Origin of the sequence: Nocardia abscessus NBRC 100374 (genome assembly GCF_000308455.1) — a bacterium.
Lineage (GTDB): Bacteria > Actinomycetota > Actinomycetes > Mycobacteriales > Mycobacteriaceae > Nocardia > Nocardia abscessus.
Map to the genome: position 1 here is coordinate 1 of NZ_BAFP01000022.1, position 21444 is coordinate 21444.

General features: G+C 68.6%; 20 protein-coding genes and 1 pseudogene. 12 read left to right on the top strand and 9 right to left on the bottom strand.

Going from position 1 to position 21444, the window contains the following annotated elements; translation table 11 throughout:
* A partial coding sequence (sepH, locus tag ON19_RS03775; RefSeq protein ID WP_051168500.1) for a septation protein SepH occupies window positions 1–810 on the bottom strand: 810 nt, incomplete at its 3' end.
* A gap of 212 nt (window positions 811–1022) precedes the next feature.
* Window positions 1023–2147, bottom strand: coding sequence for a phosphoserine transaminase (gene serC, locus ON19_RS03780; protein WP_043686827.1), 1125 nt, complete (start codon window positions 2145–2147; stop codon window positions 1023–1025).
* A 64-nt stretch (window positions 2148–2211) separates the two neighbouring features.
* Between serC and ON19_RS03785 the strand changes: the two genes are divergently transcribed.
* Complete coding sequence (locus ON19_RS03785) at window positions 2212–2850, top strand: hypothetical protein (RefSeq protein ID WP_043686830.1); 639 nt, start codon at window positions 2212–2214, stop codon at window positions 2848–2850.
* A gap of 259 nt (window positions 2851–3109) precedes the next feature.
* Window positions 3110–3442 carry a divalent-cation tolerance protein CutA gene (gene cutA / locus ON19_RS03790; protein ID WP_043686833.1) on the top strand — a complete coding sequence of 111 codons (333 nt, stop codon included), beginning with the start codon at window positions 3110–3112 and terminating at the stop codon, window positions 3440–3442.
* Here cutA and ON19_RS03795 read toward each other — a convergent pair.
* A pseudogene (locus tag ON19_RS03795) lies at window positions 3423–4631 on the bottom strand (helix-turn-helix domain-containing protein); the annotation flags it as partial. The gene cutA and the pseudogene ON19_RS03795 sit on opposite strands and share 20 nt — an antisense overlap.
* A gap of 231 nt (window positions 4632–4862) precedes the next feature.
* Here ON19_RS03795 and ON19_RS03800 point away from each other — a divergent pair.
* The 5 genes from ON19_RS03800 to ON19_RS03820 are packed head-to-tail and all read left to right on the top strand — an operon-like array spanning window position 4863 to window position 6856.
* Window positions 4863–5150 carry a hypothetical protein gene (locus ON19_RS03800; RefSeq protein ID WP_043686836.1) on the top strand — a complete coding sequence of 96 codons (288 nt, stop codon included), beginning with the start codon at window positions 4863–4865 and terminating at the stop codon, window positions 5148–5150.
* A complete protein-coding gene (locus ON19_RS03805) occupies window positions 5147–5641 on the top strand; it encodes a hypothetical protein (RefSeq protein ID WP_063709385.1) in 495 nt (164 codons plus the stop codon). Before ON19_RS03800 ends, ON19_RS03805 begins: the two co-directional genes overlap by 4 nt.
* A 3-nt stretch (window positions 5642–5644) precedes the next feature.
* The gene (locus ON19_RS03810) at window positions 5645–5857 is read left to right on the top strand and encodes a hypothetical protein (RefSeq protein ID WP_043686839.1); all 213 of its coding nucleotides are present in this window, start codon (window positions 5645–5647) and stop codon (window positions 5855–5857) included.
* A 26-nt stretch (window positions 5858–5883) separates the two neighbouring features.
* Window positions 5884–6324 carry a hypothetical protein gene (locus ON19_RS03815; RefSeq protein WP_043686842.1) on the top strand — a complete coding sequence of 147 codons (441 nt, stop codon included), beginning with the start codon at window positions 5884–5886 and terminating at the stop codon, window positions 6322–6324.
* A gap of 22 nt (window positions 6325–6346) precedes the next feature.
* Entirely contained in the window at window positions 6347–6856 is a 510-nt protein-coding gene (locus ON19_RS03820; protein ID WP_043686845.1) for a hypothetical protein, read from the top strand.
* 307 nt (window positions 6857–7163) lie between these two features.
* Here ON19_RS03820 and ON19_RS03825 read toward each other — a convergent pair whose 3' ends face one another.
* Complete coding sequence (locus ON19_RS03825) at window positions 7164–8312, bottom strand: citrate synthase 2 (RefSeq protein WP_043686876.1); 1149 nt, start codon at window positions 8310–8312, stop codon at window positions 7164–7166.
* Between the two features lie 121 nt (window positions 8313–8433).
* Here ON19_RS03825 and pdxH point away from each other — a divergent pair, with 121 nt between their 5' ends.
* From pdxH to ON19_RS03845, 4 genes are all read left to right on the top strand, one after another.
* Entirely contained in the window at window positions 8434–9126 is a 693-nt protein-coding gene (gene pdxH, locus ON19_RS03830; protein ID WP_043686849.1) for a pyridoxamine 5'-phosphate oxidase, read from the top strand.
* A gap of 70 nt (window positions 9127–9196) precedes the next feature.
* Window positions 9197–10477, top strand: a complete 1281-nt coding sequence (locus tag ON19_RS03835) for an MFS transporter (RefSeq protein WP_086006588.1) — start codon at window positions 9197–9199, stop codon at window positions 10475–10477.
* 192 nt (window positions 10478–10669) lie between these two features.
* Window positions 10670–11983 carry a citrate synthase gene (locus ON19_RS03840; protein WP_083899118.1) on the top strand — a complete coding sequence of 438 codons (1314 nt, stop codon included), beginning with the start codon at window positions 10670–10672 and terminating at the stop codon, window positions 11981–11983.
* 39 nt (window positions 11984–12022) lie between these two features.
* Window positions 12023–12382: an FKBP-type peptidyl-prolyl cis-trans isomerase gene (locus tag ON19_RS03845; RefSeq protein WP_043686852.1), complete on the top strand. Its 360-nt coding sequence runs from the start codon at window positions 12023–12025 to the stop codon at window positions 12380–12382.
* A 59-nt stretch (window positions 12383–12441) separates the two neighbouring features.
* Here ON19_RS03845 and ON19_RS03850 read toward each other — a convergent pair whose 3' ends face one another.
* From ON19_RS03850 to ON19_RS03870, 5 genes are all read right to left on the bottom strand, one after another.
* Entirely contained in the window at window positions 12442–13611 is a 1170-nt protein-coding gene (locus ON19_RS03850) for a YhgE/Pip domain-containing protein (RefSeq protein WP_043686856.1), read from the bottom strand.
* Between the two features lie 58 nt (window positions 13612–13669).
* Window positions 13670–15046 carry a sensor histidine kinase gene (locus ON19_RS03855; protein ID WP_083899119.1) on the bottom strand — a complete coding sequence of 459 codons (1377 nt, stop codon included), beginning with the start codon at window positions 15044–15046 and terminating at the stop codon, window positions 13670–13672.
* Window positions 15043–15756 carry a response regulator transcription factor gene (locus ON19_RS03860; RefSeq protein WP_043686860.1) on the bottom strand — a complete coding sequence of 238 codons (714 nt, stop codon included), beginning with the start codon at window positions 15754–15756 and terminating at the stop codon, window positions 15043–15045. Before ON19_RS03860 ends, ON19_RS03855 begins: the two co-directional genes overlap by 4 nt.
* Window positions 15757–15883: 127 nt before the next feature.
* Complete coding sequence (locus ON19_RS03865; protein ID WP_043686885.1) at window positions 15884–16270, bottom strand: hemophore-related protein; 387 nt, start codon at window positions 16268–16270, stop codon at window positions 15884–15886.
* 121 nt (window positions 16271–16391) lie between these two features.
* Window positions 16392–18455 (bottom strand): AMP-binding protein, encoded by a 2064-nt coding sequence (locus tag ON19_RS03870; protein ID WP_043686863.1) that lies wholly within the window; start codon window positions 18453–18455, stop codon window positions 16392–16394.
* A gap of 320 nt (window positions 18456–18775) precedes the next feature.
* Between ON19_RS03870 and ON19_RS03875 the strand changes: the two genes are divergently transcribed.
* A partial coding sequence (locus ON19_RS03875; protein ID WP_083899120.1) for an ATP-binding protein occupies window positions 18776–21444 on the top strand: 2669 nt, incomplete at its 3' end.

Here is a 21444-nt window from a genome sequence, read left to right on the forward strand (position 1 = left end):
CGGGTTGGCAGCCGGGGCGCCGTTGCCCGGCGGGATCGCCGCGGCGCTGCCACCACCGGCGACGGCACGCTGTTCGTAGTACTCGTCCAGCGTGGGCTGGCTCTGTCGGTTCGCGGTGCGCGCGGGCGGCGCGGCCGGGGCAGGACGCGGTTCGGCCACCGGTTCCGGCTGCGGCGGGGCCGGTTCGGGTTCCGGCGGTACGATCGTCGCCAGCCCGCGCAGCGCGCGTCCGAAATCCGGATCGATCAGATCGGAGGCCGGGTCGTCGAGCGGGGAGACCGAGCCGCCGTGCGCGTCCGGCTGGTAGCGCCAGTGCGCGGCGATCTCCGATCGCCCGTTCTGCCACTGCAACTGGGCGACCCAGTAACCCTTCTCGTCCTTCCAAGCGTCCCATTCGGCGCCCTCGATGTTGTGCCCGCGCGCGGTGAACGCGGCGGTGACCACATCGATGAGGGTGTCCACGGCGGGACCGTCGGGACGGATGGGGTGGGCCTTCTGGGCGAGTTCGGCGGCGCGCGCTCGCTCCAGCAGCACCGGATAGGCGAACCGCTCGACGCGGCTGGCCGGCATTCCGGATTCCTCGGTGACCTGTTCCACGGAGGCCCCTGCACGAATACGGGCCTGGATATCGCGGGGACGCATAGTTGCTTCCATTTCGATCTCGATCTGGCCGAATCGGGCAAGGTCTCCGCGCGCGGCGGCTCGCAGTTTGTCGTCGGCGGGCAGCCGGAACTTCTGACCGGACTCGGTGTCGATACACACGATGTGCGTGGAGTCGGGCGTCACCCCGATCACTCGAAGTTCACGCACCGTTACCTCCTTATCGCGTCGACTCGCGACACCGCCCACTTTCCGAAACAGTAGTGCACATCTGAGATTCCTGGGGCAGGACACGCGGCACGGAAATCTCCGGAGAGACGTCCGCGCCCCGCTAATCTGCTCTGTTCGATCCGCTATGCCTAATTTCGCGGCGTGTCGATCCCGGGCGTGTTGCGACCGTAAATGGTCGAAATATGCGGCGCTCAGCCGAGATTCTGCACGACCCAATCGATCGAGCGGGTCAGCCGGCTGACGTCGTCCGGATCGATCGCCGGGAACATGCCGATGCGCAGCTGGTTGCGGCCCAGCTTGCGGTACGGCTCGGTGTCCACGATGCCGTTGGCGCGCAGGATCTTCGCCACCGCGGCCGCGTCGACCGAGTCGGCGAAGTCGATGGTGCCGACCACCTGCGAGCGGTGCGCCGGGTCGGTGACGTACGGGGTCGCGTACTCGCTCGACTCGGCCCAGGAGTACAGCCGCGACGACGAGTCCAGCGTGCGCTTGACCGCCCAGTCCAGGCCGCCGTTGCCGTTGAGCCACTCGATCTGGTCGGCGAACAGCAGCAGGGTGCCCAGCGCCGGGGTGTTGTAGGTCTGGTCCTTGGTGCTGTTGTCGATCGCGATCGGCAGCGACAGGAAATCGGGCGTCCAGCGGCCCGACGCCTTGATCTCCTCGACCCGGGCCAGCGCGGCCGGGCTCATCAGCGCAACCCACAGGCCGCCGTCGGAGGCGAAGCACTTCTGCGGGGCGAAGTAGTAGACGTCGGCGTCGGTGATGTTGACCGGGAGACCGCCCGCGCCCGAGGTGGCGTCGATGGCGATCAGCGCGTGTTCCGAGTCTGCGGGACGACGTACCGGGATGGACACGCCGGTCGAGGTCTCGTTGTGCGCCCAGCCGATCAGGTCCACCGACGGGTCCGACACCGGCTCCGGCGCGCTGCCCGGCTCGGCCGAGACCACGATCGGGTCGCCGATGAACGGGTTGCCCTTGGTCACCGCGGCGAACTTCGAGCTGAACTCACCGTTGGTCAGGTGCAGCGAGCGCTCCCGGACCAGGCCGAACGCCGCGGCATCCCAGAAGGCGGTGGTGCCGCCGTTGCCGAGCACCACCTCGTAGCCGTCCGGCAGGCCGAACAGTTCGCGCAAGCCGGAGCGCACCCGCGCCACCACGTCCTTGACCGGTTTCTGCCGATGCGAGGTTCCGAACACCGAGGCGCCGACGTTCACCAGCGACTGCAGCTGCTCCGGGCGCACCTTGGAGGGGCCGCAACCGAACCGTCCGTCGGCGGGCTTGAGATCGTCGGGAATCGTCGGAAACGCAGAGGTCATGGCGAACAGGGTAGTCGGTGGTGTTGCTGTGGCGACGCCCACACTCCGGCTAACGTAAGCGCCCATGAGCATGCGGTCAGCTAACTCGGGATGGCGACTGCGCGAGCGGGCGCGGAACTTCCGCCTGCGCGGCGCGACGGTCTCGGACGCGATGCGGCGGGAGTTGCTGATCCGCGGGGAAGCGGGCACCGCGACGATCCTCGGCGTGCGTCCGCGGCGCACCGAACCCGGGCACGTGTTCTGGGTCCGGGTGCAGCTGGCCGGGGAGTTCCCCTACGAGAGCCGGGTGCGGCAGCGGGTGGCCGACGCCGACCTGGAATGGATGCGCCCGGGCGACGTGGTGTGCTGCCGGGTGGACCCGTGCGACCGCGATCGCCTGGTGCTGTACGTGCCCGACGCCGAGGAATCCGGTCGGGCGAGCATCGCGAAGATCCTCGCCGACGGGCGCCGCGCGGACGCCACCGTGCTCGCCGCCGCGCCGATCGCGGCCGATTACTCCGGTCGCGACGACCCCGTGCTGCGGCTGGACCTCGAATTGCGGGCCTGGGACGAATCCAAACCGTGGCTGGTCCGGCTGGTCCAGCCGGTGCCGCTGAACGCCATCCGCCTGGTCGACCTGGGTCAGCATCTAGAGGTCGCCTTCTTCGAGGTCGACCACGGCGAAACGGTCGCCGTCGACTGGCTCGCGTCGCTCGAGGAGTGAACCGCGGGCGAATTCGGGTCGAGCGCCTGCGCGGCGACGCCATCATGTCCGCCGCTGTTGCAGAATGTGGCCGGTGCAAACCGATACTTCGCCTGATTCGTTCGACGATGGACAACCGCGACGTCGTCGTAATGCGCGGTGCCCGTGCGGAAGAATCGCGGTGGCTCGCAGCCGTGACGCTGCGGACGGTGCGGATTGCACGCTGCCGGACGGCCACTGACTCCTGCTCCTGACGGAATCAGTCCCCTACGCTGTCGTAATGGCAACCCCAAGTGTGTGGTCCATAACGACAACCACCCCCACCGAAGAAGCCGCCCAAACGATCGCTCGTGCCGCTGTCACGGAAAAGCTGGCGGCGGGTGCGTTCATCACCGGGCCGATCAAGTCGGTGTTCTGGCATCTCGGCGAGTCCGGTGAAGGCCAGGAGTGGCGCGTCGAACTGCGAACATCCGCCACCACTCGGGACAAACTCGCTGACCGGATCAAGGAACTGCACCCCTGGGATAACCCCGAGCTGACCGGCCAGCCCATTGAATGGTGCGCGCAGGCGTACGCAGACTGGGTGGAGCGCTCTACAGCTGCGCCGGAGTAGGAACCTGCACCACGGCGGCCCGCGCCCACAGACTGTCGCCACCAGGTAGCCCGGCAGCCCGTCGCGCGACCTGCCGCACTCGTGCAAGGGGCCGCACTGATGCCACCTTCCCGGCCAGCGTGAGCGCGTTCTGCGTGATCGACAGCGCCTCCTCGACGTTGCCTACGTCGAGGTGAGCATCAGCGAGCCAGGTCATGTACAGAGCTTTGTCCCGGGTCCAGGGGTCCGGATACGAGTCTAGTGCGCGTTGCAGCGGCGCCATGGCCTTCTCCGGGTTGTGCAGGAGGGACCAGACGCGGCCGATCATAATGTCCAACTCGTCGCGGTTCATCCACGCAAACCACTTTGCCGCCGGCCGGAACGCTTCGCGGTCGAGCGCGTCCGCGGCAGCATCGAGGGCGCGGGCCGCGTTGTCGCGATCGCCGATCGTCGCCAGAGACCATGCTCGCCGAGATTCGAGCAAAGCTCGAGCTTGTGGAGGAGCGTCCGGGCCAAGGGCGATGCAGGCGGCGTCTGCCGCCGACACCGCGTCGCGGTCACCAGTGGCGTAGGCGGTCTGGATGAGCGCGTTGGCAGCCAGTTCCAGATTTCCGGCCTCGGTTGCGGCGCGGTGGCTGTAGCTGTACAGGCTCAGGGCGTGATCGCGGAATCCGGCGTCGAACGCTGCCCAACCAGCCTGCTGTGCCTGCTCACCCGCTAGTTCGGTCAAGCCGACGCGTGTCGTCGGGTTGTAGTTGGCGTGCCGCAGTACATGTTCAGTTCTGGCGAGCTCGGAGAAGTACAGGTGGAAGGTGTCGCCGCCACCGATGAAATTGTCGAGGTCTTGCAGGCGGGTGAACCTGTGACGCATCTCGCCCAACTCCATCGCACCGACCCGGCTTGGCGCGATAGCGGTGGTGAGCGGGATGGAAATCCCGGCCAGTGCTAGAAAATCCCGGCGTTTCGTGGCTTCATCCTTCTCGGCGTCGCGGTGGGTTCGTTTCGGGTACAGCCCGAGTTCTGATTCCGAACCTGCCCCCAACAGTGCCATGAGCGCCTGTCGGGTCGCAGTGCGAGGCCATCGGATCTCGCCGCGCTCGATCCGGCTGATCGCCTGCGCGTCTACGGCAGGCCGGTGCCCGGTGGCGCCTTCGATCTCGGTGCACACCAACTCGGCCAGCTCGGCATGTGTCCAGCCGCGTGCCAGCCGGTGTGATTTGAATGGCTCGTTCGTCTTCGCCCCCTGGTCGAAGCGGCTTGTTTGCCTACAGTTTTGCGCTGTTCCCCAATCCTCGTAGCAAGAACCCTGGAAGACGGCCCCGGCGCCGGGTGAAGTCCGCTACCTCATCCGGGCGTCCCACCCGTTTCTGTCACCCAACTGAACGGGTGGGAATCCCCTGCGCCGGGCCTTCCAATCATCGAAGAGGGGAGCGCCGCGGGGATGGGAAAGGCAGCAGACCAGTTCCGGCTGTCGAAGACCGGGCAGTGGGAAACCGTGGACAGCACACCGTATGGGCCGCTATCCCGTGTGCGGTGCCCCGATACCGACCATTGCCTACGGCTGGCTCCGTATGAGGATGGGCAGATCGGGCCGCACGTCCGCAATATTCCGGGCCGGTGCGGGTGGGTGGGGGCCGAGGTCATCGATGACCGCCACGACATCCCGTCGAAATACTTGATCGGGCTCGGTGCCGTGACCGGTATCGACCGGATGCGGTGGCCGGGATGAGTGAGACGACTCGCTCTGATGACGTCACGATGGTTCTGGAGACTCCGATGGCGCGGTGCCGGTTCTACCGCCAGGTGTGCGGGCTGCCCGCCTGTATCGAGCCGTCGATGGGCCGAATCTCGCTGCCATCGGGGAGTGTTGGGGCGATCACCGTGCCCGCTCAGCTCGGCGCGCAGGTGAAGATCCGGATGCAGAACGGCGGCGCACCGGCCGGGCCGATCATCTCGCACCCGCGTTCGAAGCGCTGGACCTTTCTTATAGCCCCGGACGTCCCGAACGACATGCCGCTGTTCTCCGAACTGTTCCGGCTCAATGCCACCTTGGCGCCCTACGGTGCCCAGATCGCTCTTCCCTCTCCTGCGGACGACGCTGGGGCTGGCCGGTTTCGGGTGTGGGCACAGGCGCCGCGTGACTGCTACCGGCCGTCGGGGCTGAAGGTTGTGGAAGCCATCCGGGCGTGTGCGCGGCTGCGGCCGAGGCCGGGGCGGTAGCCGATGGGTGCGCATCGCGTCACGGAACTCGATGGCGTTGTGGTGGTTTGGCTGGTGGAGGCGGGTGTGGTCCGCGTGTTTCGGGTGCGACAAGCGGACGGTGCGAGCACCACTTTCAGGGTTCCGCCGACGCTGGCCGAGTGCATCGACCTGATACCGCGCGAACTGTGGGTGCAGGTCCGCTACCAGTACGAACAGTCCAGAAATGAGTGGTGATACACCGCCGGAACGGGAGGGAGAAAATGACCATCGCCACTGCGATCCGTGCTGCCCTGCTCACCAGCACACTGGTGCTCGGCGCAGACACGATCGCCCACGCGGAACCCAACCACACCACGAAGGATGATGTGGTGTGCTTCATCAGCGCTATCCCGCCGTACAAGACCGGCGCGGGAAGCATCGCCTCCATCAATTTCGGGTTCAAGGTGCACTGCACCGGCAGGCCCTCTTTGCGGAGCGTCAACACGAAGCTGTACCGATACGACTCGGCAGACGGCAAATACTATGTGCATTCCGAGCGCAACGACGACACCACCGACCCAGATGTCGAAACGCTCTACAGCGCGTCATGCTCGGCGGCGGGAATCCTCTACCAGTTCCACACCAAGGCGACCATGTCCGCGTTCCACGGCAACTGGGACCGGGAGTACGACGACAGCATTACCATCGGGGCTCTGTGCTGACCTGAACGGAAAGGGCACGCCAATGGGCGCACTGGACCATCCAGCGGTCACCGTGGCGATTGATGCCCTGTCGGGCGCTGACCGGGCTCTCACCCCGGTCAGCGTCATCGTGAGGGATGAGGTCGTCGCGGTGCTCATCGACGGTGAGCGAGGGCGGTACGTCAGCTTCGTGCGGCTTGATCATGGGCGTTGGATCGCGCCGAGCATGATCACCGGTTCTCCCCGACCCGACGGCCCCCGTGCGGAACGCACCCCGAACCACCGGCCGCTGCACCGGAAGTCGGCCAAGCTGTTCACCCTCCCCAATCCTGACGGCACACCTCGAGACGAAAGCTGGTTCGCCGTCACCGGGCTCGCCGCCTTGGATGCTGTGCGGGTGTCGGTGACCTCTGAATTGGACGAGCAGACCACAACCATCAGCACCGACGGGCTGGCCTTCGCAATCGTCCGGGCACGGACAAGCGAAGACCCACGTGTCTACGTGCACACCCGCGACGGCCGGCGGGTGCCAGCGGGACCACTCGTGGCCTGAGCAGGTGTGGAACGCCCTGGTCCACGACGGGATCGCCGCTGTCGTCATCGAGGTCGAGCAGGGCCGCTTACATAGTGTTCGTCCACCCCGACGGCGATCGGTGGGCGACCTGCGGAACATCGTTCGGGGCACCTCGGCCCGCCGGTTACCGTCTGCCGCCGATCGCACTGATGTCGCGACGCCGAAACCACCCGAGAAAGCAATCTCGCGTCCTCTAGCTTTCGCCGGATGCTCGCGAGCCGGGCGTGACTGCGGGCACCGTCTCCCGCTGTCACGCCCGGCTCGCAGACCTAGCGCTGTGGTTCGACTACGTGTGCCCGATGGTCGCCCAGCCCTCGACCTCTTCGGGCTTGCGGGGGCTGGGGCCGGTGTAGATGGCCGCTGGGCGGACCAGTTTGCCCAGTTGTTTCTGTTCCAGGATGTGCGCGCACCAGCCGGCGGTGCGGCCGCAGGTGAACATGGCGGGCATCATGTGCGCGGGTACCTCGGCGAAGTCCAGGATCACCGCGGCCCAGAACTCCACGTTGGTCTCGATGGCGCGGTCCGGACGACGTTCGCGCAGCTCGGCCAGGGCGGCCTGCTCCAGTGCGGCGGCGACCTCGTAGCGCGGAGCGGCCAGCCGCTTCGCGGTGGCGCGCAGGACGCGGGCGCGCGGGTCCTCGGCCCGGTAGACCCGGTGACCGAAGCCCATCAGCTTCTCCTTGCGGTCCAGGATGCCCTTGACCAGAGCGCGCGCGTCGCCGGTCTTCTCGACCTCTTCGATCATGGGCAGCACGCGCGCGGGGGCGCCGCCGTGCAGCGGGCCGGACATGGCGCCGATCGCGCCGGACAGCGAGGCCGCCACGTCGGCGCCGGTCGAGGCGATCACCCGGGCGGTGAAGGTGGAGGCGTTCATGCCGTGCTCGGCGGCGGAGACCCAGTAGGCGTCGATGGCCTCGGTGTGACGCGGGTCCGGGTCACCCTTCCAGCGCGTCATGAAGCGCTCGGTGACCGTGGTGCACTCATCGATCTTCTTCTGCGGGACCGCGGGCTGGTAGATACCGCGCGCCGACTGCGCGACGTAGGACAGCGCCATGACCGAGGCGCGGGCGAGGTTCTCGCGAGCGGTCTCGTCATCGATGTCCAGCAGCGGCTGGTAGCCCCAGATCGGGGCGAGCATGGCCAGCCCGGCCTGCACGTCGACGCGCACGTCACCGGTGTGCACGGGGAGCGGGAACGGTTCGGCGGGCGGCAGGCCGCGGCCGAAAGATCCGTCGACCAGCAGCGCCCACACGTCACCGAAGGTCACCCGGCTCTCGACCAGGTCCTCGATGTCGACTCCGCGGTAACGCAGCGCGCCGCCGTCCTTGTCCGGTTCGGCGATGTCGGTGGTGAAAGCAACCACGCCCTCCAGGCCACTGACGAAATCGCTGGGTACGGTGGCCTGCCCACCGGAAACCGCGGGGCTGGTAGTCATGTTGCGACTCTCCTTGCACTTGGGTCGCATGTTCTCGTCGATGGGAAGTTGCCGGATTTGACGAGCACATGCCGATCATCAAAACCTTAGCTCGCCGCTACTGCGGAGTAACGTCTGGCCCATGCGTGACCTGGACAATTCATCGGATCTCGCCGCCATGCGGGTCGACTACGGCGGCCTGCCGCACGGTGGCAACGAGGACGTCGACCTGGACGAGACCTGGCTCGCCGGTGGGTGGGAGCCGCTGCTGCGGCATTGGATCGAACAGGCCACCGCCGTCGGCATCGCCGAACCCAACGCCATGGTGCTGGCCACGGTCTCGCTGGCCGACGGAACGCCGCGGCCGGTCGCGCGGACCGTGCTGTGTAAAGGGCTCTCGCCGGACGGTGTGATCTTCTACACGAACTACGAGTCCGCCAAGGGCGCTCAGCTGACCGCGGTCCCGTACGCGGCGGTCACCTTCGTCTGGCCCGCGCTGGGCAGGCAGGTGCACCTGCGCGGCGCGGTCGAGCGGGTCCCCGCCGAGACGACGGCGGCCTACTGGCGGTCCCGGCCACGGGACTCGCAGCTGGGCGCCTGGGCCTCGCGGCAGTCCGCGCCGATCGGCTCGCGGGCGGAACTGGATCGCACCTTGGCCGAGGCGACCGAGCGGTTCGCCGACGTGGACGAGATCCCGGTACCCCCGCACTGGGGTGGTTTCCTGGTCCGCCCCGACGAGGTCGAGTTCTGGCAAGGGCGGCGCGGCAGGCTGCACAACCGGATCCGGGTGCGGATCGAGCACGGGGCCACGTCGGTCGACCGCTTGCAACCCTGAGGTATTCCCGGCCCCCGCGTGAGAATTCTCGCGTCGAGCCGGACGGGCCCGACTGGATACGCTGCGCCCGGTGAAACTGCTCGCCGACACCACTCCGCTGCGTGATCCGGACTTCCGACGCCTGTGGAGTTCGGGCATCGTCACCATGATCGGCGCTCAGCTGTCCGTCGTCGCGGTGCCCCAGCAGATCTTCCAGATCACCGGAAGCTCCGGCTACGTCGGTTTGGCCGGGTTGTTCGGCTTGGCGCCGCTGATCGTGTTCGGCCTGTGGGGCGGCGCGCTCGCCGACGTGCTGGACCGGCGCAGGCTCCTCCTGCTCACCAATGCGGGCACCGGGCTCACGGCGCTGGCCTTCTGGCTGCAAGCGGCGGCCGGGCTGGACAACGTCTGGGTCGTGCTCGGCCTGTTCGCGGTGCAGCAGGCGTTCTTCGCGGTGAATCAGCCCACTCGCAGCGCCACCATCCCGCGCCTGCTGCCGGAAGACCAACTGGCCGCCGCGAATTCGCTGAATATGACTGTGATGCAGTTCGGCGCCATCGCGGGGCCGGTGCTCGCCGGTGCGCTCATCCCCGTCGTCGGGCTCGCCACGCTCTATCTCGTCGACGCCGTCGCGCTGCTGGCCACCCTCTGGGCGGTCTGGCGGCTGCCCGCGCTGCCGCCGACCGGAACCGTGCGCCGCGCCGGATTCCGCACGGTGCTCGACGGTTTCGGCTACCTCGCCACGCAGCGGGTGCTGCTCGCGTCGTTCGCGGTGGACGTGATCGCCATGGTGTTCGGGATGCCGCGCGCGCTGTTCCCGCAGATCGCCCATGAGACCTTCGGCGACCCGGCCACCGGTGGGGTGGCGCTCGGCCTGCTGTTCGCCTCGATGTCGGCGGGCGCGGTGCTCGGCGGGGTGTTCTCCGGCTGGATTCCACGCGTCCGCAGGCAGGGCCTCGCGGTGCTGGTCTGCATCGTGCTGTGGGGCCTGGCCATGGTCGGTTTCGGTCTCGCCGTGGGTTTCACCGGCCACGGCCTGGGCCTCGGCGCGGGTTTGTGGATCGCGTTGGCCTGCTCGGCCTTCGGCGGCGCGGTGGACATGGTCTCGGCCGCGCTGCGGGTCACGATGCTGCAGACGGTGGCCACCGACGAACTGCGCGGGCGGCTGCAAGGGGTGTTCACAGTGGTGGTCGCGGGCGGTCCGCGGATCGGTGATGTTGCCCACGGTTTCGCGGCAGCGAGCCTGGGTACCGCTGTAGCCGCGGCGGGCGGAGGCGCGCTGGTGGTGGCGGGCGTGCTGATCGCGGCGGTCGCGTTTCCGGCCTTCACGCGTTACCGTGTCGCTCGCGCTCATGCCGAAATCGCCGTGTGACGTGCACCGCGAACACCCGGCGACCGGGTTCCGCCGTGGGCGCGGAACCTCACCGCGCCAGGACGTGTTTGTGAGCCTCCGCAGGACTACCCTCCGGTATTGTCCGCGTCGGTGAACGGCTAGCGTTGAGGCAAGCGCATCGTGCGCCGACCGCGCCGGTGCCTGTGGTTCTAGCCTGAGAGGGATCCTTCCGTGCCCGCTGAGAACATCATCAACGTCGACGACGACGCCAAGCCGGTCCTTTCCTACCCCGGCGGCGAGTTCCCGATGACGGTCGCCAGGGCCGCCGAGGGCAACGACGGGATCGAGCTGGGAAAGCTGCTGGCCAGCACCGGGTACGTGACGTACGACCCGGGCTTCATGAACACCGCCCCGACCAAGTCGGCGATCACCTACATCGACGGTGAGGCGGGCATCCTGCGCTACCGCGGGTACCCGATCGACCAGCTCGCGGCGGCCTCGACCTTCATCGAGGTCAGCTACCTGCTGATCTACGGCGAGCTGCCGACCCAGGCCCAGCTCGAGGACTTCACCGACCGCATCCGCAGGCACACCCTGCTGCACGAGGACCTGAAGCGGTTCTTCGACGGATTCCCGCGCAACGCGCACCCGATGCCGGTGCTGTCCTCGGCCGTGAACGCGCTGTCGGCCTACTACCAGGACTCGCTGGACCCGCGCGACCCCGAACAGGTCGAGCTGTCCACCATCCGACTATTGGCCAAGCTGCCCACCATCGCGGCCTACTCGTACAAGAAGTCGGTCGGCCAGCCCTTCCTCTACCCGGACAACTCGCTGAGCCTGGTGGAGAACTTCCTGCGCATGACCTTCGGCTTCCCTGCCGAGCCCTACGAGGTCGACCCCGAGGTCGCGGCGGCGCTGGACATGCTGCTCATCCTGCACGCCGACCACGAGCAGAACTGCTCCACCTCGACCGTTCGCCTGGTCGGCTCGTCCGACGCCAACCTGTTCACCTCGGTGTCCGGTGGCATCAACGCGCTGTGGGGCCCGCTGCACGGCGGCGCGAACCAGGCCGTGCTGGAGATGCTCGACGGCATCAAGGCCAGCGGCAGCGACGTCAAGGAGTTCATCCGCAAGGTCAAGAACAAGGAAGACGGGGTGAAGCTCATGGGCTTCGGGCACCGCGTCTACCGCAACTACGACCCGCGCGCGTCGATCGCCAAGAAGCACGCCGACGCCATCCTGAGCAAGCTCGGCGGCCACGACGAGCTGTTCGACATCGCCCAGGCCCTGGAAGAGGCCGCGCTCACCGACGACTACTTCATCGAGCGGCGCCTGTACCCGAACGTCGACTTCTACACCGGCGTCATCTACAAGGCGATGGGCTTCCCGACCCGCATGTTCACGGTGCTGTTCGCGATGGGCCGGCTCCCCGGCTGGATCGCGCACTGGCGCGAAATGCACAGCGAGCCTTTGAAGATCGGCCGTCCGCGGCAGATCTACACCGGCTACGGCGCCCGCGATTACCGCGAGATCACCAACCGCTGACGACATCCATCCACCATCTATCGAAGGGGTAAAAGCCGAATGACCAAACCGGAGATCGAGGTCCAGGAAGGGCCCGCGCCCACCGAGCTGGTGATCAAGGACATCATCGAAGGCGAGGGCAAGGAAGCCGTGCCCGGTGGCACGGTGGAGGTGCACTACGTGGGCGTCGAATTCGAATCCGGCGAAGAGTTCGACTCCTCCTGGAACCGTGGTGAGTCCATCACCTTCCCGCTGCGCGGCCTGATCCAGGGCTGGCAGGACGGCATCCCCGGCATGAAGGTCGGCGGCCGTCGTCAGCTGACCATCCCGCCGGAGCTGGCCTACGGTGCGGTCGGCGGGGGCCACCCCCTGTCCGGCAAGACGCTGGTCTTCGTGATCGACCTGCTGAACGCCAACTGATTTCAGCGTCGAGTGGCCTGTGTTCCGAATCGGAACACAGGCCACTTCTCGTATTCCGGCTATTGCCTGACGATTTCGACCGGATCGGTGAGAGCCGCGGCCAGAGCCGATTGCTGGGCGCTGCTGCGTTGCGGCATGGCGGCGACGGCCTTGTCGGTCTGGGCGCTCAGGTTGTGGACGATGCCTTGCAGCTGGCTCACACCGCCGGTGAGCTGGCCGATCGCGTCGACCAATTGGGCGCCGCCCTGTTCGGCCAGCTGGGGCAGGCCCTCGGCGAGCTTCGCGCCCTCGGACAGTTGCGCGCTCGCGCTGGTCAGGCGGTCGACGACGGTGCGAAGCAGCGTGCCGAGATCGGTATCGGGGTCCACCGCGCCGCCGACGAGCGAACCCAGTCCGGTCAACTGCGAGCCCGCCTGGCCGGACACGCCGCGCAGCGCGTCCAGTTTCCCGATGATGTCGGCAAGTGCCGGATCGCTCGCGAACGGCAGCGCGCGCAACAGCGGCAGGATCTGATCGAGTCCACTGCTGACCGTGTTCGCCGTCCGCTCCACCTGCGCGATGGTGATGCCGGTCGAATCGAGCGCGGCGGCGAGCTGGTCGGCTTGCGCGGCGGCACCGTCCACGGTGGAGTTCAGCAGCGCGATGGCCGAAGTCAGCTGCGCCGAACCGTTCTTCGCGAACTCCAGGAAGCCGAGCAGCTGATCGGCGCCGGAGCTGAATTGATCGGCTCCCGCGGCGGCGGCGGCGACGCCCGCGTTGAGCAACTGGGCGGTGAACTGCACCTGCGACATCTGGGACCGGGCCTGCGCGACGGCGGTGAGAGCGGCGTCGACGCCGACCGCGCCGATACGGTGGGTCACCGCGGTGACCGCGCCGTGCACGAGATCGGCGTCGGCGTCCTCGTGTGTGGCCACGGTGACCTTGGCCCGCTTCGGCTCCGCGCCGGCCAGGGTGCCCATCGACTCGGTCAGATCGGCGGGCAGGGTGATGACGGCGGCGTAATCGTCTGTGTCCAGCGCACTCGCGGCGACGGCGTGCCACTCATAGCCACCCGCCTCCTGCAACGCCTCGACCACCCGCGCACCGGTCGGGCCCATATCGACATCGACCAGCGCGATCGCCGTCGGCCCCCGGTCGGACCCGGTGTATGCGCTGATTCCGGCGCCGAGGAATCCCGCTGAGACGAGGGCAACAACGAGAAGGGCCCAGCGGGCGCATTTTCCGATCACGTCCGCACACCCTAAACGCGAGTTATGGTGCGCTCCTTGGCGTTTCTCTGAGAGATATCTAAGTTGCCGACCGCTCGGGCAGGTCGAGGACAAGCCGGATGCCGCCGAGGGTGCCCGCGTCGAAATAGGCCCGGCCACCGTGGAGTTGGGCCTGCTGGGCGACCAGCGCCAGGCCGAGGCCGGAGCCGCCCTTGCTGGCTTGGCTGCCGCGGAAGAAGCGGTCGAAGACGGCTTCCCGCTCCTGCGGCGGTATGCCGCGGCCGTTGTCGTCGATCGAGATCACGATGTGGCCGCCCGCCCCCCGGTGCGCGGAGACCAGCGCCTCGGTGGCTCCGCCGTGCTTGACGGAGTTGGCCAGCGCGTTGTCCACCGCCAGCCGCAACCCGGCGGGCAGGCCGCGGGTGACCAGTTCGGCGTCGGAATCGATGCGCACGGTGAGGCCGGGGAAGTGCCGCATGGCGTCGTGCGCGGCCTGATCGCACAGGTCGCCGACGTCGGTGGCGACGTGGTCGCGCTCGTTGGTCAGATCGCCGGTGGCCAGCCGCTCCAGCGCCGCGAGCGTGCTCTCCACCCGGCCCTGACTGCGTTGCAGGTCATCGAGGATCTCGGCCCGCTGCGCCTCGTCCAGATCGAGGGTGCGCAGCACCTCGAGGTCGGTGCGCATCGCGGTCAGCGGAGTGCGCAGCTCATGGGCGGACACGGCGGCGAAGTCGCGCGCGGTCTCCAGCGCGGCCGCGGTCTGGGCGTGGGCCTGATCCACCCGCTGCAGCATGGTGTTCACCGCCTCGGCCAGCTTCTCCGCCTCGTGCACGCCCGCGCCCTCCACCGGCGTCTGCGGATCGCGGGGATCGGGGAACGCGCTGCGCGCCCCCACCTGCCGGGTGAGCCGGACGATCGGACGCACCGCGGCGCCCGCGAGCAGCCAGCCGAGCGCCGCCGCGGCGGCGATCGCCAGCAGCGCGCCGCCGAGCACCCAACGTTGCTGTTCGGCGGTGGCCTCGGCCGCACCCGCGGCGGGGATGCCGAGCGAGACCACCCGGCCCGCCGGTTGATTCTCGATGGTGGTCGAAATCCGGTACGGGATGCCGCGCACCGTGACGGTGCGGGAACCGGTAGGCAGCGCGGGCAGTTCGGTGGGCGTGCTCGCGACCACCTCGCCGTTGTCTCGGACGGTCACGGCCATGTCGTTGTTGAGCCCGGTCAAGCTGATGAACCGGACCGCGATCTGCGGCTCGATCAGGACGATCCGCGCCGCGACGGCGAGTTGCTGGTCGGATTGCTGCAGGTTGTTGCGTTCGATGGCGCGGATGCTGATCAGGCTGATCAGCGTCACGATGACGATCGCGCCCGCCGCCGCCGCTCCCGCGACCCGGGTGCGCAGCGAAAACGACCGGCGCCGACGAATCTTCGGGCGGTCGGTGGCGAACACGGTCATTTCGGCGCTCGCAGCACGAACCCGACACCGCGGATCGTGTGCAGCAGCCTGGGCGTGTCGCCCACCTCGAGCTTGCGGCGCAGGTAGCCGACGAAGACGTCCACCACGTTGGTGTCGGCGGCGAAGTCGTAGCCCCACACCAGTTCCAGCAGCCGCTCCCGGCTCAGCACCACGCCCACATTCCTGGCCAGCGTGGACAGCAGCTCGAATTCCCGCTTGGTGAGCTCGATCTCGCGGCCGTGCAGCAGCGCGCGGTAGCCCGCGACGTCCACCTCCAGCGGACCGACGGTGAGCGCGCCCGGGGTCGCGGGGGCGGGTGCGTCGGATCGGCGGCGCAGCAGAGCCCGGATCCGTACCACCAGCTCTTTCAGTACGAATGGTTTGACCAGGTAGTCGTCGGCGCCGGACTCGAGTCCGGAGATGCGGTCGTCCACCGAGGCGCGGGCGCTGAGCACGCAGATCGGCACGTCGTTGCCCATCGCGCGCAACGCGGTGACCACGCCCGCGCCGTCCAGCACGGGCATGTTCATGTCGAGCACGATGGCGTCGGGCGCGTTCTCGTTCACGCTGCGCAGCGCCTGCGCGCCGTCCCTGGCCACGAGAACCTGGAAGCCGGACAGGCGCAGCCCGCGCTCGACCGAGGCGAGCACGTCCTCGTCGTCGTCGACGACGAGAACCGTGGGAGTCGGGGTCGACGTCACGTCGTCCATTCTGCTCCCCCTCCTCTCCGGTTCTTCGATCCGTGCAGGTCGGGGGATGCCGGACATGCGTCCAGCTCCCGGGATGGGTGACTCGCCGGGGCCTCGGCCCCGGCGAGTCACCCCTGTCCTCGCGCGATCAGTAGTTGTGGCAGGACTCGGCCACGGCGCGGATGGTGTCGCGCAACTGCGCGGTCCGGGGGTCGTTCTCCGCCTGGCGCGCGGCATCCGGGTTCTCGTCGATGGCCCGCCGCAGCTCGGCGCGCCGCTGCTCGACCGGCTGGTCGAACTTGCGCTGCAACTCGGCCTTCTGGTTCGGGTTGGCGTCGAGCATCGCGGCCAGCTGCGGCGCCTTGTCGTGCAGCGCGGCATCGACCTGAGCGAACGAGCAGTCCGAGGTCAGCAGCGGCTCGGCGTATTCCATCGGGCCCGCGGCGGCGATCGCGGGGCTCAGGAACAACGTGACCGTGGCGAATCCACCAGCTGCGAGAGCGGCGACGGCGGGGCGGCCTACGGAACGTTTCATGATGTGTTGCCTCCAGATCATCGAAGGGTTTCGGGGCGGTCTCGAGGCTATTTCGAACTGCTGGCACGGATCTGAACGTCCTCTGTGGAAACTCTGAGGACATCCCGGTTCGTGCGGAAACTCAGGACGGCACAACCGGATCCACGTCGGGCGCGACCACGTCGTCGGTGTTCTCGGGGTCGCTGTGCGCGGGTTCGCGCCACTCCGGGCGCGCCGCGCGGATCTGCTGTTCCAGGGCCGCGAGCACGCCCGGATCCTCGATCGTGGACGGCACCTCGAACGGCCCGCCGGAAGTCATCTGCCGGATGGTCTTGCGCAGGATCTTGCCCGACCTGGTCTTGGGCAGCGCCGTCACGACGATGGCGTCGTGCAGCGTCGCTATCGCGCCGACCTGGGTGCGCACCCGCTCGATCAGCTCGTCGCGCAGTTGCCGCGGATGGATCTCGACGCCGGCCTTCAGCACCACGTAGGCCAGCGGCCGGTGGCCCTTGAGCTCGTCGGGCAGCCCGATGACGGCGCATTCGGCGACCGCCTCGTGCCCGGCGATGGCCGCCTCGATGCTGCCCGCCGAGAGCCGGTGCCCGGCCATGTTGATCACGTCGTCGCTGCGACCGAGGACGAACAGATAACCGTCCTCGTCGAAGTAGCCGGAGTCGCCGGTGAGGTAGTGGCCGGGGTAGGCGGACAGATAGGAGCGCTCGTAGCGGGCGTCGTCTCGCCACAGTCCGGTCAGCGTTCCGGGCGGCAGCGGCAGGCCGATGACGATATTGCCCTCGGTGTTGGGTGCCACCGCGTTGCCCGAGGAGTCGAGCACCCGTAATCGATACCCCGGTACCGGCACCGACGCCGAGCCCGGCTTGATCGGCAGCCGCTGCAGGCCGAGCGGGTTCGCGCAGATCGGCCAGCCGGTCTCGGTCTGCCACCAGTGATCGACGACCGGGCAGTCCTGGCGGCCCGCGAGCAGGGTCTCGTCGGCCCAGGCGTAAGTGGCCGGGTCCAGGCGCTCGCCCGCGCAGAACAGGGCGCGCAGTGAGGACAGGTCGTGGCGGTGGGCCAGCTCCGCTCGCGGATCCGCCCTGCGGATGGCCCGCAGCGCGGTCGGGGCGGTGAACAGCACGTCGACCTTGTGCCGGTCGACCACCCGCCAGTACGCGCCCGCGTCCGGCGTGCCGATCGGCTTGCCTTCGTACAGCAGCGTGGTGGCTCCGACCAGCAGCGGCCCGTAGACGATGTAGGAGTGACCGACCACCCAGCCCACGTCGGAGGCGGCCCACATCACCTGGCCCGCGCCGACGTCGTAGATGTTGCGCATGGACCAGGCGAGCGCGACCGCGTGCCCGCCGTTGTCCCGGACCACGCCCTTCGGCTTACCGGTGGTGCCGGAGGTGTACAGGATGTAGAGCGGATCGGTCGCGGCGACCGGCACCGGGTCGGCCGGGGGCGCGTCGCGGACGGCGTCGTCCCAGTCCAGCCACTGCGCGGCCACGGTTTGCGCCGAACTCGGTAGGTACTCGGTGGCGGGCTGCGGGGCTGGGAAATGGATGGTGTCGAACTGCGGCCGCTGCTTGACTATCACCGTGCGCGGCGCGGTGGTCTCGGCCAGGTCGAGCGCCTGCAACACGATGGGCGGGTATTCGATGTTCTTGCCCGGTTCCAGGCCACCGGAGGCTGTGATGATCAACACCGGTTCCGCGTCGTCGATGCGGGCGGCCAGCTCCGGGGCCGCGAAGCCGCCGAACACCACCGAGTGGACCGCGCCGATGCGGGCGCAGGCCAGCATCGAGATCACCGCTTCGGGGATCATCGGCAGGTAGATCACCACACGGTCGCCCGCCGAGACGCCCAACCGGGCCATCGCGCCGGCGAACCGCGATACCTCGTCGAGCAACTCGGCGTAGGTGTAGACGACGGTGGCGTCGGTCATAGCGGAGTCGTATATCAGTGCGGGCTGATCGGCGCGGCTGGGGGCATCGGGGGTCGTCGGGTGCACGTGCCGATCGAGCGCGTTGAAGGAGGTGTTGAGGCGGCCGTCGGGAAACCACCTGGCCACCGGTCGGGCGCCGGCGTCGACGATCTGCGTCGGCGGCACGTCCCAGTCGATCGCCTCGGCCGCGGCGGCCCAGAACTCGGCGGGATCCACCAAGCTGGTCTGATAGGCCGGTCGATACTCCTGCCGCACGTTCAACCCCGTGACTCCCTAGCCTCGCCTCGATGCCCGCCTCGATAGATCTGGTTGATTGTGGCAGACTTCACGCGACGCCCGGGTGGGTGCCGCCACCATTGGTTTTGCCTGGAATCGGCAGGTCATCGGTTGCGAACTTACGCGGAGTCACCCAAGAAGTTATTGATCCGTTAGAATCTGATGTCACTTGTTTGGGCCGTCGTAGACGCAATTTCTCGGCCAGCCGCAGTTCTCGGCCAGCTCCACCCGTCGAGCCATGCACGCGATTGTGGAGGTTCGGCTGATGGTGCGTGGTAGAGGCCAGTTTGGAAAGTGAGTGGGAGATGCGTGACGCCGCTAGGTCCGGCAACAAACGCTGGGCGCTCGGCAACTGGGACCTGCGCTGGAAGGTGACGGCGGTACTCGCCGTGCCTCTGGCGGTCGCGGTCGGGCTCGGCGTGTCCAGGATCTCATCGGAGTTCGCGGAATCGAACCGGCTCGCCGACATCGCCGAGAACATCGCCGCCATCCCGGTGGTCACCGGCCTCAGCGCGCAGACGGCGACCACTGCGAGTTCGCAAATGGTCACCCTGGCGCCGAACACATCCATCGTGACCGATCAGAACCTGGCGGATCTGGACAAGGCGATCGCCAACGCGGAGAAGTCGGTCGACCGGTTGAGCAGCGTCCCGGGCGCGCGCGCGTCGCTGGAGAGCATGCTCAACCAGGCCAAAGCCGTCCGCGCCCAGGGCAAAGGCGCCACCACCGGTCCGGCCTCGGATACCGTCGCGTTGATCGACCGCGTCCGCAACGACAGCGTGCATATCGTCGAAACCACGGTCGGCCAGGTCAGCGACAGTGGGGTCGACGCGGCCAAACTGCGGTTGGTCGACTCGCTCAACACCCGTGCCGCGCTGGTCAGCGTGGTCGCCTCCTTCCCGGAGGTGCTGCGCTCCCAGCAGGCCGGCGTGCAGAGCTTCCTCATCGCGTCCAGCACGGAGCGCGCGCTGCTCAACGTGGTCGCGCACCGCTTCCCGGACGGCGACACCTCGATCGCCGATCTGCGCGCGGGCATCGACACCAGGGTCGCGCTGCTGACCAGCCCGCAGGCCCAGACGGGCCAGCTCCCGATCGGTGATCTGAAGAAGTCGCTGACCGACAGTCTCGCGGTCTACGAGCACGTCGTCGGCAAGTCGACCAAGGACATCGACTCCGCGATGCAGTCGCTGGTGTCCACGGCCCAGCGTGACGCGTGGACCTACACCGCGGTCGTCATCGCGACCATCCTCGCCGCGCTGCTGCTCGCCGTCTTCGTGGCCCGCTCGATGATCGTCCCGCTGCACCGTCTGCGGCTGGCCGCGCTGCGCGTGGCCGAGAGCGACCTGCCGCACGAGGTCGCCCAGCTCCGCAACGGCGCCTCGCCGGAAGAAGTGCCGCTGGAGCCGATGCCGGTGCGCAGCACCGAGGAGATCGGTCAGCTGGCCCGCGCCGTCGACGACATCCACGGCCAGGCGCTGCGCCTGGCGAGCGACCAGGCGAAGATGCGTTCGCAGGTCAACGACATGTTCGAGACCCTGGCGCGCCGGTCCAAGTCGCTCGTCGACCATCAGCTCACCCTCATCGAGGCGATGGAGTACGACGAGAAGGACCCGCGCCTGCTGGAAAACCTCTTCCGGCTGGACCATCTCGCCGCACGTATGCGACGCAACGGCGACAACCTGCTGATTCTCGCGGGCACCAGGCAGCGCCGCGCCAAGTCCGCCCCCGTCGAGATCGCCGACGTGCTGCGCGCCGCGATCTCCGAGGTCGAGGACTACGAGCGCGTGAAGCTCGGCGCGACGCCGCGCGGTTCGCTGAAGGAGCCCGCCGCCTCCGACCTCGCGCACCTGTTCGCCGAGCTGCTGGACAACGCGCTGCGCGCCTCGCCGCCGGAGACCGACGTCAAGTTCACTTTCGCGCAGGCGCACGACCAGGGCCTGCTCATCGAGGTGGCCGACCGCGGCATCGGTATGCCGCCCGCCGAGATGGCCGACATCAACCGGCGCTTGGAGCAGACCGCCGAGCCCGGACCGGACACGGCCCGCCACATGGGTCTGTTCGTGGTCGGCAGGCTCGCCGAGCGGCACGGCCTGACCGTGCGGTTGCGCCCGACCTTCGACACCGCGCGCGATCCGGGCGTGACGGTGACCGTGCACGTGCCGGTCGGACTGATCGTCGCGGGCAAGCCGAGCGCGGGGCAGCCCGTCACCCCGCAGCCCTCGCCGCAGGCCGCCGCGCCCCAGCGTCCGTCGGCGCCCTCATCGATGCAGATGCGGGCCGTCACGCGGACCCCTGGGGGCAATGTCATGGTCACTGTCGATCCCGGAGTGAGCGGCCCGATCCCGGTCACGAGTTCCACGCCGACCCCCAGCGGGCCCACCCCCAGTGCACCCGCGGCCACGGGCCCGGGCGGACTGCCGCAGCGGCAGCCGGGTTCGGCGATGTCGTCGTCCGGTATGCGCTCGGACGCCCAGCAGTCGGCCGCGAGTCTGCGTCCCGCACCGGGGCAGCCCTCGCCGAGCGGTCCGCAGCGCGGCAAGCTCGCCGCGGCCAATCTGCCCAAGCGCAACCTCAGCCCCGGCGGTCCGCCGCCGCGTCAGCCCGGTGGTCCAGCGGAACAGTCCGGGTCCGGCCTGCCGCCGCGTGAGCCGAACTCCGGTGAGCTGCCGGTTCGCCAGCCGGGCGCGAACGGTGTGCCGCAGTCGAGCACGGGTCTGCCGCAGCGCCAGCCGGGTACGAACGGTGTGCCGCAGCGGGAGTCCGCCTCCGGTGGTCTGCCGCAGCGCGATGCCTTGGGCGGTCTGCCGCAGCGTGAATCGGCCTCCGGTGATCTGCCGCAGCGCGATGCCTTGGGCGGCTTGCCGCAGCGTGAGTCTGCCTCTGGCGGTTTGCCGCAGCGTGATGCGCTGGGTGGTTTGCCGCAGCGCGATTCTGCCTCTGGTGGTTTGCCGCAGCGTGATGCCCTGGGCGGTCT

Bases quoted from the DNA above. Each gene is read 5' to 3' on its own strand.
- pdxH (WP_043686849.1), top strand. From the start codon at position 8,434: ATGCGTGACCTGGACAATTCATCGGATCTCGCCGCCATGCGGGTCGAC.
- ON19_RS03810 (WP_043686839.1), top strand. From the start codon at position 5,645: ATGGGTGCGCATCGCGTCACGGAACTCGATGGCGTTGTGGTGGTTTGG.
- ON19_RS03785 (WP_043686830.1), top strand. From the start codon at position 2,212: ATGAGCATGCGGTCAGCTAACTCGGGATGGCGACTGCGCGAGCGGGCG.
- ON19_RS03855 (WP_083899119.1), bottom strand. From the start codon at position 15,046: ATGACCGTGTTCGCCACCGACCGCCCGAAGATTCGTCGGCGCCGGTCG.
- ON19_RS03805 (WP_063709385.1), top strand. From the start codon at position 5,147: ATGAGTGAGACGACTCGCTCTGATGACGTCACGATGGTTCTGGAGACT.
- serC (WP_043686827.1), bottom strand. From the start codon at position 2,147: ATGACCTCTGCGTTTCCGACGATTCCCGACGATCTCAAGCCCGCCGAC.
- ON19_RS03815 (WP_043686842.1), top strand. From the start codon at position 5,884: ATGACCATCGCCACTGCGATCCGTGCTGCCCTGCTCACCAGCACACTG.
- ON19_RS03820 (WP_043686845.1), top strand. From the start codon at position 6,347: ATGGGCGCACTGGACCATCCAGCGGTCACCGTGGCGATTGATGCCCTG.
- ON19_RS03860 (WP_043686860.1), bottom strand. From the start codon at position 15,756: ATGGACGACGTGACGTCGACCCCGACTCCCACGGTTCTCGTCGTCGAC.
- ON19_RS03800 (WP_043686836.1), top strand. From the start codon at position 4,863: ATGGGAAAGGCAGCAGACCAGTTCCGGCTGTCGAAGACCGGGCAGTGG.
- ON19_RS03845 (WP_043686852.1), top strand. From the start codon at position 12,023: ATGACCAAACCGGAGATCGAGGTCCAGGAAGGGCCCGCGCCCACCGAG.
- ON19_RS03865 (WP_043686885.1), bottom strand. From the start codon at position 16,270: ATGAAACGTTCCGTAGGCCGCCCCGCCGTCGCCGCTCTCGCAGCTGGT.
- ON19_RS03825 (WP_043686876.1), bottom strand. From the start codon at position 8,312: ATGACTACCAGCCCCGCGGTTTCCGGTGGGCAGGCCACCGTACCCAGC.
- cutA (WP_043686833.1), top strand. From the start codon at position 3,110: ATGGCAACCCCAAGTGTGTGGTCCATAACGACAACCACCCCCACCGAA.